This window comes from Arthrobacter sp. 05N425 (genome assembly GCF_056397125.1).
Genome location: NZ_JBFTMU010000017.1, coordinates 1 through 14,582, shown reverse-complemented (window position 1 = coordinate 14,582; position 14,582 = coordinate 1). Strand labels below are relative to the sequence as shown.

Genomic DNA, 14,582 nt, shown 5'->3' with positions numbered 1-14,582 from the left:
GAGCGCGGCCGCGAGCCGGGAACGCCCTAGCGTGAGGCGCCGTAGCGTTCGCTGCGGTTGCGGCCGGCGTGCTTGGCCGCGTACAGCGCCCGGTCCGCGCAGGCCAGCAGGCTGTGGCTGCCGGCGTCGCGGAGTTCGCAGACGCCGGCCGAAACCGTGATGGAGCCGACCTCGCCGAACGGCTCCGACTCGATCGCCTTACGGGCCCGTTCCGCCGCGAGCAGGGCCTCGGCGCCGTCCGTCCCCGGCAGCAGCCAGACGAATTCCTCACCGCCGAAGCGGGCCACGATCTCATCCTGGCGGGCGACGCCGCGGAGCCGGGCCGCGACATCCGCGAGCACCACATCGCCGATGATGTGGCCGAAGGTGTCGTTGACCTTCTTGAAGTGGTCGATGTCGAGGACGACGGCGCTGAGGCTGGTGCCGCGGGTGGCCGCCAGTTCAATCTCGTGCGAGAGGTGCTGCTCGAGGGCACGCCGGTTGGGCAGGCCGCTGAGCTGGTCGGTGGTGGCCTGCCGCTCCAGGCTGGCGCGGGCCTCGGTGTTGCCGATGGCAATTTCCACCAGTTCGGCGAACTGGGCCAGCCGTTCCAGCATCACCTCGGTGACGCCCGTGCTGGACTTCGAGGTCAGGTTAACCACGCCCCACAAACTGCCGTGGACCCTGATCGGGGCGCCCGCCGCGGACTGGAAACCTCCGGCCCGCATCTGCTCGGCGGCGGGGCCCCCTTCCGGGCCGTAGACCACCAGGGCGGGCTTGCCCGTGACGGCGACGCGGACGGTGGCCGAGATGTCGGTCGGCGAAAAAACGTGCGTGCGGCTCAGGGTGGGCGGCAACGCCGGCGCCATCGCCACGATTTCCGCTGACAGTGCGCCGGTGAAACGGACGACGGCGGCCGAGTCCACCTGGAAGAGGTCCCGCACAATGAAAGCGACCTGCTCCGAGATGGCCGCCGGGGCGGCGTTGCGGGCGACGGCGGTGGCGATCTCGTGCAGCGCGGCCCACGTCTGTTCCTGCCGGAGCCGATCGGTGACGTCGACCGCCACCACCATGCCGGCGGTTGCGTCGTCGTCGGAGTAAACGGGGCCGGCCTTCAGTCGGTAGGTGCGGGGCCCGATCTGCCGGGTCCAGGAGACCTCCTGGCCGGACAGCGCGGCGCGGTAGCGGGGTTCCAGTTCGTTGGCGAGGGCGCCGTCGAGCACATCGTGGATCCGCCGGCCCTCGAGCTCGGCGGAGCGGTAGCCGAAGGCCTCCAGCTCCTGGCCTTCGGCGATCAGGTAGCGCAGTTCCGAATCGAAGAGCAGGACAAAGACGCCGGGGACACTGCGCGCCAGTGCCCGGTAGCGGTCGGTGTCCCGCTGCTGGCGGCGCTCGGCGAGCACCCGCTCGGTGATGTCCGTGACCATCACGAAGAAGCCCTGAACCCCGCCGTCGCTCAGGTCCGGCATGTAGGAGACCTCGGCGAAACGCGTCGCACCTGCGGCATCCGTGAGCGTGCGCTTGAAAAGCTGCGGCTCGCCGTCGAGGACCTTGGAAATGTGGGGGTAGTTGGCCTCGTACACGGCGTCGCTGAGCAAATCCCGGATGTGGATGCCGTGCAGTTCCTCGGGGGAGACCCCGAACCACTTGCGGTACGCGTCGTTGGCCAGCCGGTTGCGCAGCTCGGCATCCCAGTAGCCCACCATCGCCGGAATGCCGTTGAGCACGGCCCGCAGCTGGGCGGGTACCTCCGGCAGCGGCGGCTGCCGTGCGTTCTCCAGGGCGAGAGCGCTGTGAATATTCATTGCCCCAGTATCTATTGCGGCGGCTCCCGACGGAAAACCGGGGCTGCCGCCCTCGCGGCCGCCCGGGCGGCCGTCTCTATCCTGTTCCGGTGGGCCGCCCAATCCTCGCCAGTACGTGGCGTCAGGTTTGGGTCGCCGGGTCCTTTCCCGGCCGTCCCGTCGATGAGTTCGCGGAGGATGTCCGCATGGCCCAGATGCTGCGCCGTTTCAACGCACAAGTGGACCAGGATCTGCTGCAGCGTGACGTGCCGGCGGTCCTCGGCCCACCATGGAACCTCGCCCGGGGCGTCCAGCGGAAGGGCCTCGATGGTGGCATCGCTGTGGGCAGCGGCGGCGTGGTGCAGTTCCACAATCTGGTCCCGGGTCTCGTCCGGGGTCGCCCACAAGTCGGCATCCGGTTCGGCACCCTCTTCCAGCCAGGGCAGGGGCTGGGCGTGGGGGCGGCCGAACACTTCGCCGAAGTAGCCGATCTCGACGCTGGCCACGTGCTTGACCAGGCCCAGGAGGTTGGTTCCGGTGGGCGTCACGGGCCGGCGGATGTCGTACTCATCCAGACCGTCCAGCTTGGCCAGCAGTTCGGCGCGGCGCAGGCGCAGGTAGCGGTGCAGAATCTCCTTCTCGTCCATGCCCGGAATCCTACCGGGGCCGCCCGCCGCTTCAGGGCTGGAAGCGGTAGCCGATCCCGGCCTCGGTGAGCAGGTGCCGGGGTGAGGCGGCATCCGATTCCAGCTTGCGGCGAAGCTGGGCCATGTACACCCGGAGGTAGTTGGTCTCCTTCGCGTAGGCCGGACCCCATACCTCGGACAGCAGCTGTTGCTGGGTGATGAGCTTCTCCGGGTTACGGACCAGCACTTCCAGCATTTTCCACTCCGTCGGCGTGAGCCGGACGTCCTCGCCGTCGCGGGTGACCCGGCGCTTGCCGAGGTCCACGGTGAAGGCGTCGGTTGTGACCACCGGTTCGTGCTCCGGATCGGCGCTGCGGCGCAGCAGCGCGCGCAGACGGGCCAGCAGCTCGTCCAGCCCGAACGGCTTGGTGATGTAGTCATCGGCGCCGGCGTCGAGAGCCTGGACTTTGTCGTCCGAGCCATGGCGGGCGGACAGCACCAGCACGGGAACCTGGCTCCAGCTGCGGAGTTTCGCGAGGACTTCGGTGCCGTCCATGTCCGGGAGGCCAAGGTCCAAGACGATCAGCGCGGGCGGGATTCGGGCCGCAGCCAGGAGCGCGGACCGGCCATCCGCCGCCGCCGTGACGTCATAGCCGTGGGCCCGCAGCGTGATCCGCAGGGCGCGCAACAGGTAGGGGTCGTCGTCGACCACCAGCACTGCGGTCATGGTACGTCCGTGGGGGAAGAGAGGATCGGCGGTGCATGGTGGCGCCGGACCAGGGCGGACTGGGGCTCCAGCGGCGCCTGGTCCGGGTCCTCCCGGAAGGGTGCACCCTCGGAGATCGGCAGGCTGATGACCATGGTCAGACCGCCTCCCGGCGTGGCCTCCGCGCTGAGCCGGCCGCCCATGGCCTCGGTGAACCCTTTAGCCACGGCGAGGCCGAGGCCGACGCCGCTGGCCCGGCTCGCGTCGTCCAGACGCTGGAAGGGACGGAACATCTCCACGACCTTCTCCGCCGGGACTCCCGTGCCGTGGTCGATGATCCGCATCTCCCCGGCGGGCCGGCCACCCACCATTGCGGGACTGAGTCCGCCGCTGCTGCCCGTGAGCACAATGTCCGAATCCGGGGCGTACTTCACGGCATTTTCCACGATGTTCGCGATGACACGCTCAAGCATTCCGGGATCCGCCTCCACCTCCGGCATGTTCGCCGGCAGCTCCACCCGGACCCGTCCGGCCGGGACTCCGTGCAGGCCGCCGCCCACCACCTCGTACCAGCGCACGGGCCGGAGCATGGGGGTGACGGAATCGGAGGTGATCCGGGACATGTCCAGCAAGTTTCCCACCAGGCTATCGAGCCGGTCGGAGCACTCGTCGATGGTCGCCAGCAGCTCCTGTTCCTCTTCCCGGCTGTAGCGGACACCGGGCTGACGCAAGCCCCCGACCGCGAGCTTAATGCCGGCCAATGGGGTGCGGAGGTCATGCGAGACGGCGCGGAGCAGCGAGGTGCGTACCGTGTTGCTTTCAGCAAGGCGGGCCAGCTGGCTCCGGCTGGCCTGCAGTTGCTGGTTCTCCAGCTGGGCCAGCAGGTGCACGCCAAACGCTCCAAGCAGACGCCGGTCGCTGGCCGGAAGCACCCGCCCGGAAAGGACCAGCCGGGTGGTGGCATTGATCTGTTCGACGTTGTCCCCGGACGGTCCGTCAGTGGTCGACGGGCCCCCGCCCTGGCGGGCTGCCACGGGTGGAAAGTCGCCGACGCCGGCCAGCAGCCGCCACTGCGCTGGTCCCGGCTCGGCGTCGACGTCGCCGCCAGCCAGGCCGAACAGGGCGGCGCCGCGGACCTGGAAGACGTCCAGAGCCTGTTCCAGCAGGCCCGTGACGGTGTCTTCGGAACCCGCTGCGCCGCGTGACAACTCGGCCAGCGTAGTTGCTTCGGCCCTGGCCCGGGCGGCCTCCTTGGAGCGCCGCGCGGAGAGGTCGACGACGACGGCGACGGCGGCGGACACGCCCACAAAGACCAGCAGGGCGAGAACATTCTGGGCGTCGCTGATGGTCAGGTTGCCCAACGGTGGGGTGGAGAAGTAGTTCACCAGCAGGCTGCTCCACAGCGCGGCGAAGATCGCAGGCCACAGCCCTCCGACCAGCGCCACAGCCACGGAACCCGTCAGCTGCACCAGCATGGACGTGGCCAGGTTCTTGTCCGGATTGACCGCCAGCAGCAGCTGGAGCAGCGCAGGAACAACAACAGCGAGGCCGAAGCCGACGCTGACGCGGAGCCTGCCCAGGTCCCTGTGCCGGTTCCGGCGCACACCGCTTGGGGCACGCTCCTGCGGCACGAGATGGACATCGATGCCGGCGGAAGCGCGGAGCACCCTGGCGGTGGTGCCCCCGCCACGGAGGCCCGCCATCAGGCGGGCTGCAGGGTCCTTGCGGGAGACGCCAAGGACCAGCTGGGAGGCATTGACGCTGCGCGCGAACTCCAGCAGCGCCTCAGCCGGATCCTCGCCGGTGACCACGTGGTAGCTGCCGCCAAGGTCCTGGACCAGCTGCCGCTGCCCTTCAAGGGCCTGCGGCGACTCGTCCGCGATCCCTTCGGAGGCCCTGACATGGACGGCCAGCAGGTCGATGCCGCTGACGCGGTGGAGCAACCGGGCGCCGCGGCGGATCAGCGCCTCGCCCTCGGTGCCCCCGGCCAGTCCGACCACGACCCGTTCCCGGGCCGGCCAGCTGTTGCTGATCCGCTTACCCTCCCGGTAGCTGGCCAAGCCCTCGTCCACCCGGTCGGCCAGCCACAACAGCGCGAGTTCGCGCAGGGCCGCCAGGTTCCCGGGGCGGAAGTAGTTGGACAGTGCCGCGTCCACCCGGTCCGGCGGCACAATTTTGCCGGCCGCCACACGCTGCCGCAGGAGGTCGGGGGAGAGGTCCACGAGTTGGAGCTGGTCGGCCCGCCGGACGACCCCGTCGGGGACGGTTTCCGCGGGACGGCCCTGGGTGATCGCACTGACGACGTCGGCCAGGGAGGCAAGCTGGTGGATGTCGAGGGTGGACAGGACGTTGATCCCGGCCGCCAACAGTTCGTCGATGTCCTGCCAGCGGTGCCGGTTCCTGCTGCCGGGGGCGTTGGAGTGGGCGTACTCGTCCACCAGGGCGGTGGCCGGCGCCCGGAGCAGGACGGCGTCCAGGTCCAGTTCCTCGACGTCGAGCCGGCCAAGGGGCACCCGGCTTGGCCCAAGCACTTCGAGACCCGCCAGCAGTGCGCGGGTCTCGCGGCGGCCCCGGTCGCGGGCGAAGGCGACGACCACATCCTCGCCGGCGCCCTGGAGCCGGTGCCCTTCCCGGAGCATGGCGTAGGTCTTGCCCACGCCCGGGGCGGACCCCAGGAAGATGCGCAGCGTTCCACGTGCCATGCAGCCATTCTTCCATTCCGACCAAGCCCCGGCGGAGGAGCGCGGCGTAAAGGATTCATCAAGATCCGCGCCAGGGGGGCTGCCGGAGTCCCGGCCGCTGCTAGCTTCGCAACTGAGGGGCAGAATGCGGCGCCCGCCCGTGAGAGAGGCGCCGTGAGGAAAGGACGAGATGACCACCCTGAGCAGGCCGCCGGTAGACCCGTCGGCGCCGAAGCCCGCCCGCCGGACCATCCTGCGGAATTGGCTGCTGGTGGGGCTGCAGGACAGCAAGGGCGCGCACCAGGGCCCCGGCGGCGTGCCCACGGCCCAGGAGAAGAAGCACACCTGGTGGCAGGTCATGTGCCTGACCGGCGTCGACTACTTCTCCACCCTGGGCTACCAGCCGGCCATCGCCGCGCTCGCCGCGGGGGTGATTTCGCCGCTCGCGACGCTCGTCCTGGTGGCGATTACGCTGCTCGGCGCGCTGCCGGTCTACCGCCGCGTCGCCGGCGAGAGCCACCGCGGCGAAGGGTCCATCGCCATGCTGGAACGGCTGATGCCGCGCTGGGGCGGAAAGCTCTTCGTCCTGGTCCTGCTCGGCTTCGCCGCGACTGACTTCATGATCACGATGACGCTGTCCGCCGCTGACGCCACCGCCCACCTGGTCCAGAACCCGGTGGCGCCCGGTTGGCTGCAGGGACAAAACGTCCCCGTCACCCTGATCCTGCTGGCCCTCCTCGGAGCGGTGTTCCTGCGCGGCTTCAAGGAAGCGATCGGCGTCGCCGTCGTGATCGTCGGACTCTATCTGGGCCTGAACGTCGTGGTCGTCGCCGCGTCGCTTTGGGAGGTGCTGAGCCATCCGCTGGCCGTGGACAACTGGTGGCAGGCCATCTCCACCTCGCACGGAAACCCGCTGCTGGCGGTCGGGTTCGCGCTGCTGGTCTTCCCCAAACTCGCCCTGGGCCTCTCCGGGTTCGAAACCGGCGTCGCCGTAATGCCGCAGATCAAGGGCCATGCCGACGATACCGAAGAGTACCCGGCCGGCCGGATCCAGGGCGCGCGCAAACTGCTGACCACCGCCGCCCTGATCATGAGCACCTTCCTGATCGTCAGCAGCTTCACCACCGTGGTGCTGATTCCGGAGCAGGAGTTCCAGCCCGGCGGCCAGGCCAACGGGCGCGCCCTGGCCTTCCTGGCCCACGAACACCTCGGCGTGGGCTTCGGCACCGTCTACGACATCTCCACGATCGCCATCCTCTGGTTCGCCGGCGCCTCCGCCATGGCCGGGCTGCTCAACCTCGTGCCGCGCTACCTGCCCCGCTACGGGATGGCCCCCGGCTGGGCCCGGGCCGTGCGTCCCCTGGTCCTGGTCTTCACCCTCATCGGGTTCCTGATCACCTGGCTCTTCGACGCCGACGTCGACGCGCAGGGCGGCGCCTACGCCACCGGCGTGCTGGTGCTGATGACCTCGGCGGCCGTGGCCGTGACCCTTTCGGCCCGCCGCCAGCGGCAACGCAAGCGCACCGTGGGCTTCGGCGTCATTGCCGTCGTGTTCATCTACACCACCGTGGCCAACATCATCGAACGCCCCGAAGGCATCCGGATCGCGTCGATCTTCATCCTGGGCATCATCGTGATTTCCCTGCTCTCCCGCGCCCGCCGGTCCTTCGAGCTGCATGCCACGCACGTCCATCTGGACCGGCAGGCGCTGGAGTTCATGTCCGACGAGCTGGAAGGGCCGCTCCGGATCGTCGCCCACGAGCCGCTGCGCCTCAGCGCGGAGGCGTACCGGCAAAAACTCGAGTCCGCGATTGAGGTCAGCCACCTGCCGCTGGACTACCGGGCGCTGTTCCTGGAGGTCATCGTGGATGATTCCTCGGACTTCGAAACCGAACTGGAGGTCCGCGGAATCACCCGGCACGGCTACCGGATCCTTGAAGTGCACGGCCCCGTGGTGCCCAACACGATCGCCTCGGTGCTGCTGCACATCCGGGATGTGACCGGGCTGATGCCACACATTTACTTCCGCTGGACCGAGGGGAACCCGCTCACCAACCTGCTGCGCTTCCTCGCGTTCGGCGAAGGAGAAATCGCGCCGGTCACCCGCGAGGTGCTGCGCGAGGCCGAACCCGATGTCACACGGCGGCCCTGGGTGCACGTCGGCTAGGACTGGGCGGCAACCAGTGGCTCGGGCTGGGGGCGCTACAGGGTAGGAAGATCCTGGCTCTTCGCCTCCCTGGGCGTGGCCGTGGCGCGCTCGACGATTTCGCTGGCAATGGCGGTGACCTTGCGGTTCGTGTCGGCGCTCAACTGGCTGATGAGCCCGAATGCTTCATCTGCGTTGACCCCCGTGCGCCCCATGAGGATGCCTTTCGCCTGTTCGATAACCGCCCGGTTGCGGGCGGATGCCGCGACGGCTTCTGTGGCGAGTTGATGGCGGTCAGTATGGATTGATTGGGTGAGGTCCACGATGACGCCCCAGACACCGACGGGTGTATTGCCTTCGAGGATGTAGTCCGCGGAGAAGAGCAACTTGTGCTGCCGGTTCTTTTTGTCGCGGATTGAGACGTAGATGGACGATGGCCCGCCCACGGCCGCCACGCGTTCCCAGTAGGCCTGGACTTTTGGCCGGTCTTCGGGCTCGAGGTGGGGGAAGACCATTTCCATGGACGGGACCACTTCGCCCCGTTCATACCCGTAGATTCGGTAGAGGCCGTCAGACCAGCGGAAAACGCCGTCGGCGAAGTAGTACTCGACCAGCCCGGTGGGGCAGTCGAGGAAGTCGTCGCTGGGGGCCCGGTCAGGGACTGACCCCGGATATTTGCTCTTTGATGTCATGGGCCGGGCCGTTCGACGTACTGCGCCCGGCGTTCCTGCGTCTGGGCCTGAAAGGTCCAGAATATCGCAGGGCCACTGTCTGACAACGAAACAAAGCCCCTCCGGAGTGACTCCGGAGGGGCTTCATGTTTTCTAGGAGAAGTGTTCCGGCAGGCCGGGCCTTCCTGAAAGCTTAGAGCGGGCGGATGTTCTCAGCCTGGGGGCCCTTCGGACCCTGGGTGACGTCGAACTCGACCTTCTGGTTCTCGTCCAGCGAGCGGTAGCCGCTGGAAGCGATTGCCGAGTAGTGGGCGAAAACGTCGGCCGACCCGTCATCCGGGGCAATGAAGCCAAAACCCTTTTCGGCGTTGAACCATTTAACTGTGCCTGTAGCCATGCCTTTATCCTTCTGAAATGCTGCTGATCTCCGGCGGCCACGGAAGGCCAACGGCTGCGGAGACATTCGTCCGCTGTCCCCAACGTACGGGGCGCAGGGCCGCGGTGCAAGAGGCTGAGTGCGGGAGTTAATCCCGGGCTGGAGCTATAGTCGGCTCACCATGACAACAATCTCGGTGGTCATTCCCACCCGGAACGATGCGCAGATGCTCGCCGCGTGCCTGGCGGCACTCGGCAGGCAGAGCCGCCGCGCCGACGAGGTGATCGTGGTGGACAACGGCAGCACCGACAACACTGCCGCGGTCTGCACGGCCGCCGGGGCGCGGCGGATCGTCGTCGACCTGCCCGGAATCGCGGCGGCTACCGCCCGCGGATTCGACGAGGCGGACTCGGAAATCATCGCGCGCCTGGATGCCGACTCCGTCCCGCCCGCCGACTGGCTGGAACGTGTCGAAGCCATCCTGGACAAGGCCGGTCCGCTGACCGCGGTGAGCGGGCCCGGGAACTTCTACGGCGGGACGCGGTTTGCGCGCTGGGTGGGCCGGAACATCTGGATTGCCGGTTACTTCTGGGCCATCGGTCTCCTGCTGGGGCATCCGCCGCTGTTTGGCTCAAATTTCGCCCTGCGGGCCGACGTCTGGGAAAAGATCCGCGGCACGGTCCACCGGGGCAGGCCGCCGGTGCACGACGACCTCGACATTTCCTACCAGATCCCGCCGGAGGTGTCCGTGCTCTGGGAGCCGGCGCTGCGGGTAGGCGTCTCGGCCCGGCCGTTCGAAAGCCGGCACGCCGTCGGGCGCCGGCTGTCGATGGCGTGGACGACGTTCGGCGTCGAGTTCAGGTCCGAGCGCCCGCTGCGCCGGCGCCGCCGCCGCAAGAGGTGGGAACGCGCCCACCGGCGCTAGCTGCCTGGCGGCGTCCCGTCGGCGTCGGCGTAAAGCGCGATCAGGTCCCGGCTCATCTGGTGCGGCGACGTTTCGCTGGGGCTGTGGCCGCCGCGGTAGACGGAGATCTTCGCCCCGATCGCCTGCGCAAAGCGGCGGTGCAGTGCGAGCGGCCAGAGGTCGTGTTCGCCGACGGCGACAAACTTCGGCAGCGCCGCCGCGGCCAGGACCGGCCGGAGGTCCGGGGCGTGCTGCATCAGCCCGAAAATGTCGTTCACAGCCTTCCGGCGGGTGAAGCGGAAGCGGTATCTCACGAAACGGATCCGGTTCGGCGCCACGCGGACCACGTTGCTGCGGATGCCCCAGATCATCAGCGCCGCGCCGACCCTGGCGCTGGCCCAGCCGCTGAACCGGCCGATCCGCTGGACCCCCCGGAAGCTGTTGCCGGGCTCGGGTGGGCAGCTGAGCAGCGTGAGGCTGCGGAACAGCTCCGGCCGTTGCGCGAACGCCACCTGCGCGACGATCGCGGCGAAGGAGTAGCCGACGACGTGCGCGGCGCCCTCCCCGTCCTCCAGCAGGGCGATCAGGTCGTCGGTGAAGAGCTGGTAGTCGTAGTGCTCCCGCGGCGGGTCGAGGTGCTCGGGGCCGGCGTCGGCGGACTCATACTGGCCCGCGATGTCGCAGCTGAGCACAAAGTAGCCGGCGGCCGCGAGCCGGGGCAGCATCAGCGAGAAGTCTTCCTTGGACCCCGTCGCGCCCGGGACCATCAGCACCCGTGGATGGGCCGGGTCGCCCATGGACAAGGTCGCCAGCTCACCGCTCGGCGCATGGAAGGTCCCGCGGACAGAGCCCGACGGCGGGGCGCACCAGTCGACGTCGGGCAGGGCGGCGTCCAGCCGGGCGGCCTCGTCGGTGAGCCCCGAGCCGAAGACTCCGGGGTCCGGTTCCGGTGTGCCCGGAAGGTTGCGGCCTGTTGACGCCATGGACTAAACATAGCCCCCGGCGCGGGGGCGGTTCCCGGACGGCGGTCCGCCGGGGTCCTCAGGCGCCGGCCACCCTGCGCACGAACGCGTGCAGGCGGCGGTAGACCTCCTGCGACTCCGGGTACCGGAAATCCTGCTGCCACGTGTGTTCGGTGTTTGGGGAGTCCCAGCCGTATATCAGGGTGTCGACCTGCACCTCGTGCTGCCGCAGGCGCTCGATGAAGTTGAGGTTGGCGGCGTAGAAGAAGTCGCGTTCCGAAGTGGTCACGAAGACCGGCGGGAACCGGGCGTCGAGCCACTCGATCGGGGACAGGAAGCCGGCCGCCCCGCGCAGCTCCGCGATGCGGCGCCGGCTAGGGCGGGGCGCTGCCCGGGGCAGGAGCATCCGGACGAAATCCAGGCTGAGGACGAAGCCCTTGTCGAAGAACACGGAGAAGTCCACGACGCTGCAATGCTGCACCAGCCCGCGCAGGCTTGAGGCGGGGGTTGCCGGCGCCAGCGCGTAATGGCCGGCCAGTTCGGGACGGAAGCTGGCAGCGGCAAGGAGAGCGGCGATCTGGCCGCCGGCGGAGTCGCCGCCGAGGACAATCCTGGCGGGGTCGCCGCCGAAGCCCGCGATGTTGTCGCGGACCCAGGCCAGCGCAGCGTTGGCGTCCTGGAGGACGTGGGCCATGTGGAAGCGCGGGGCCCGGCGGTAGTTCACGTTGACGGCGACCATCCCGCCCTCCGCTTGGCTGGCGCAGTACTTGGTCAGCGAGGCCTTGTCGCCCGAGGTCCAGCCTCCGCCGTGGAAGTAGACATAGACCGGCTGCGGCCCGGCGCCGTCCGCAGGAGCGGCCCCAGCGGCGGACGGGGTGATGACGTCCAGGCGGTGAGCCCTGATGCCGTCGCCCACGAAGTCAATGTCGTGGAAGTAGTCGACGCCGGTGACGGGGTCGGCGTTGAAGCGGGCCTTTTCGCTCGGGCCCAGCGAGTGCATCAGGACCCGCCAGGCCCACACCGGAACCCGGCGGAGCACGCCGCGCGCGCGGCGTGCGAGGCCGAAGGCGCCGCCGGCCGGCTGTGCAGGGTATTGCACGGGCTGCTGCGGGAAGGGTTGCTGGGGTGGTGGCTGGACCGCCGGGGTCATGCTGCCATTCTAGCTGGCACGGCTGTGCTACCACGGTGAGGACAGCCTGTTCCCGGCGGAGGCCCGGGGCTACGCCCCGGGCCTCCGCCTGGGTGCGGCTGAGCTCAGTCCGGCAGTTCCTGGACCGTGCCGGCGGCGCCGTCCACGGTGACCCGCTGGCCGGTGTGCAGCCTCGTGGTGGCATCCGGCACGCCCACCACCGCCGGGATCCCGTACTCACGGGCGACCACGGCCCCGTGCGAGATGACGCCGCCCATCTCCATGACCAGGGCACCGGCCGTCATGAAGAGCGGGGTCCAGCCGGGGTCGGTCGAAGGGGCCACCAGGATTTCGCCGGGCTCGAGGCGGGCGCCTACCGGGTCCAGGATCACCCTGACCAGCCCGGTGGCGGTGCCGGCCGATGCCGGGGTCCCGGACAGGGCGCCGGTGGCCGGACGCTTCGCCATCACGGCGGCCTCCACGTCGGTCCCGTCCGAGAGCAACACCCGCGGGATGTGGCGGCGGCGCAGTTCGACGTCGTACAGGCGGCGGCGGCTCGCGACGAGAGGCTGCATTCCGGCACCCCGCAGGGCCACCCGGAGCTCGGCGAAGTCCAGGAAGAACACATCGTCGGGCGCCGCGATAACCCCGGCACGCACCAGCTCTTCGCCAACCAGCAACAGCTGCCGGTGCATTTCGCCGAGGATCTTGACGATGTGGAACTTGGGCAGCTCGCGCAGGCCGGACAGCTCCCGGACCCGGCGCAGGGACAGCTCGAGCAGCCGGGCCCGCCACTGGCCCCGGGCGCCGGCGCGCTCCACGAGACTGCGGATCCTCTCCTCCGCGTGCTCGGCGGCCCGGCGGAATTGCCGGTCCGGGGCCTGCTCGGGGTCCTCGACGCGCAGGTAGTTGGAGATCATTCCCAGGATGTGGTCCGGCTGGTCCGACCAGCGCGGCATGCCCAGATCGATCTCGGCCACCGCCCGGTGGCCGTACCGGACCAGGAAGTCACGGACCCCGGCCTGCGCCGGCGCGGGAAGCGAGCCGGCGCGGTATGCCGCCGCGAGCCGCGCCGGGTCCTGCGCCAGGAAGACGTCCCGCGAGTCGGGATCGGCGCCGATCCCGACGGCCAGTTGCCAGAGTTCCAGGTCCATCTCGGTGGTCACATTGTGCGGCAGCCCGCGCAGTACCGCCTCCAGCTCGCGCGGCGGGGCGATGCCGCGAAGCAGCCGCCGTGCCACGGCCAGCATGATGTAGCCCACGGATGGCCCGGGCAGGGTGGCGCGGATCAGCCCGTCAATGGTCCGATTGGTGATCAGTTCGGTGTAGTCGAGCCGCTGCACGGCGGTGGCGGGCTCGGGCAGCACCAGCTCCGCTTCGAGGCGTTTTCCGTAGGCCTCGGCCCGGCGAAGTTCGGCCTCAGGCCGGAGGGCGGCGCCAAACAGCGCCGGGATCAGGCCGAGGAGCATGGCCAGGGTGGTGCTGGCCTCGGCGCCTTGGACCTGCCCACCGCCGGTGGCCCGGGCGGGCCGGGGGAGGGCCTTCCGGGGGCGTTGCCTGAGCGCGAATCGCGGATCCGCCAGCAGTTCGGGGAAGATCGCGGCCGATCTGCCGTCCGCCAGCGGCAGCACCCGCGTCAGGTAGCGGCGGCCCCACTTGTTCTGCACAATCGCGGTGAGGTCCACGTACATTCGCAGCCCGGGGTTGACGTACCGCCATGGGCCCTTGCGGTTCCGCATCAGGCCGAGGGCCGCGAGCCCGATCGGCGTGATCGGTCGGGTGAGCCCCTGGAACAGGGTGCCGCAGAGGTAGACGCGCGCCCCGGCCGAGGGCGGATCAATGGGGGTCAGGGTGTTGGAGAACGGATCCTCCAGCGGATACAGCGTGGTGATCGGACGGGACTGCGTCAGCCAGGCCTTGCCCGCGGCGTCGATGACCCACTCCACATCCTGCGGCGCGCCGAAGAGACGCTGGACTGCGTCGCCGAGGCGGGTCAGTTCGGTGAGTTCGGCGTCCGCCAGGCTCCAGCCGCGTGCGGGACCGCCGTCGCCCGGAACCCGGGCCAGGACCGCCGCCGTCGCGGTGTCCACGGTGAACTGGTCCGGATTCACGGCGCCCGACACCACAGCCTGCCCCGCGCCGGGGCTGGCGTTGATCACCGTCTCGGTCCGGGTTCCGGTCACCGGGTTGGCGGTGAACATCACGCCGGCAGTGGCGGCGTCGACCATGAGCTGGACGACGACGGCGAGCCCCACCTCGCGGTGGCTGATCCCGTTGGCGGACCGGTAGGCCACCGCCCGGTCGGTCCACAGCGAAGCCCAGCAGCGCCGCACGGCGTCGACGACGGCGTCGGCGCCGCTGACGCCGGTGAACGAGTCCTGCTGGCCGGCGAAGCTGGCAAAGGGCAGGTCCTCGGCCGTGGCCGAGGACCGCACCGCGACGGCCGGCTGCGCGCCCAGCAAGCCATAGGCCTCCCGCAGCGCCGCGTCGACGCCGGGCGGAACCGGCGCTGACAGGATCAGTTCGYGGGCGCTGGCCGCCAGGCGGTCCAGTTCCGCCGGCCCCGGCCCGGCGGCCTGGCCAGCCGCTGCGACGGCGCCGGGCGCGCTGTCGGCGGG

At 69.8% G+C, this 14,582-nt stretch carries 11 protein-coding genes; 2 read left to right on the top strand and 9 right to left on the bottom strand.

Annotated elements, in window-relative coordinates:
- Nucleotides 1–26: 26 nt before the first annotated feature.
- From AC1DGE_RS15710 to AC1DGE_RS15695, 4 genes are read right to left on the bottom strand one after another with little or no spacing between them, the layout of a single operon-like run.
- Nucleotides 27–1,784 (bottom strand): sensor domain-containing diguanylate cyclase, encoded by a 1,758-nt coding sequence (locus AC1DGE_RS15710; RefSeq protein WP_476892905.1) that lies wholly within the window; start codon nt 1,782–1,784, stop codon nt 27–29.
- Nucleotides 1,785–1,795: 11 nt separating this feature from the next.
- Nucleotides 1,796–2,410, bottom strand: a complete 615-nt coding sequence (locus AC1DGE_RS15705; RefSeq protein ID WP_476892904.1) for a DinB family protein — start codon at nt 2,408–2,410, stop codon at nt 1,796–1,798.
- A gap of 31 nt (nt 2,411–2,441) precedes the next feature.
- Nucleotides 2,442–3,116, bottom strand: a complete 675-nt coding sequence (locus AC1DGE_RS15700; RefSeq protein WP_476892903.1) for a response regulator — start codon at nt 3,114–3,116, stop codon at nt 2,442–2,444.
- Nucleotides 3,113–5,797, bottom strand: coding sequence for a DUF4118 domain-containing protein (locus tag AC1DGE_RS15695; RefSeq protein ID WP_476917772.1), 2,685 nt, complete (start codon nt 5,795–5,797; stop codon nt 3,113–3,115). The genes AC1DGE_RS15700 and AC1DGE_RS15695 overlap by 4 nt, the downstream gene beginning before the upstream one ends.
- 169 nt (nt 5,798–5,966) lie before the next feature.
- Between AC1DGE_RS15695 and AC1DGE_RS15690 the strand changes: the two genes are divergently transcribed.
- Nucleotides 5,967–7,943, top strand: coding sequence for an APC family permease (locus tag AC1DGE_RS15690; protein WP_441417955.1), 1,977 nt, complete (start codon nt 5,967–5,969; stop codon nt 7,941–7,943).
- A 35-nt stretch (nt 7,944–7,978) separates the two neighbouring features.
- Here AC1DGE_RS15690 and AC1DGE_RS15685 read toward each other — a convergent pair whose 3' ends face one another.
- Nucleotides 7,979–8,614, bottom strand: coding sequence for a PAS and ANTAR domain-containing protein (locus AC1DGE_RS15685; protein WP_476908963.1), 636 nt, complete (start codon nt 8,612–8,614; stop codon nt 7,979–7,981).
- A gap of 172 nt (nt 8,615–8,786) precedes the next feature.
- Nucleotides 8,787–8,990: a cold-shock protein gene (locus AC1DGE_RS15680; protein WP_013599688.1), complete on the bottom strand. Its 204-nt coding sequence runs from the start codon at nt 8,988–8,990 to the stop codon at nt 8,787–8,789.
- Nucleotides 8,991–9,150: 160 nt separating this feature from the next.
- Here AC1DGE_RS15680 and AC1DGE_RS15675 point away from each other — a divergent pair, with 160 nt between their 5' ends.
- Entirely contained in the window at nt 9,151–9,894 is a 744-nt protein-coding gene (locus AC1DGE_RS15675; protein WP_441417953.1) for a glycosyltransferase family 2 protein, read from the top strand.
- On the opposite strand, the gene AC1DGE_RS15670 is transcribed toward AC1DGE_RS15675, so the two are convergent.
- From AC1DGE_RS15670 to AC1DGE_RS15660, 3 genes are all read right to left on the bottom strand, one after another.
- A complete protein-coding gene (locus AC1DGE_RS15670) occupies nt 9,891–10,856 on the bottom strand; it encodes an alpha/beta fold hydrolase (RefSeq protein ID WP_476917771.1) in 966 nt (321 codons plus the stop codon). The two genes, AC1DGE_RS15675 and AC1DGE_RS15670, sit on opposite strands and share 4 nt — an antisense overlap.
- 58 nt (nt 10,857–10,914) lie before the next feature.
- Nucleotides 10,915–11,985, bottom strand: a complete 1,071-nt coding sequence (locus tag AC1DGE_RS15665) for an alpha/beta hydrolase (protein WP_476917770.1) — start codon at nt 11,983–11,985, stop codon at nt 10,915–10,917.
- Between the two features lie 104 nt (nt 11,986–12,089).
- Nucleotides 12,090–14,582 (bottom strand): PEP/pyruvate-binding domain-containing protein (locus tag AC1DGE_RS15660; protein ID WP_476917769.1); only part of this gene is annotated, 2,493 nt, incomplete at its 5' end.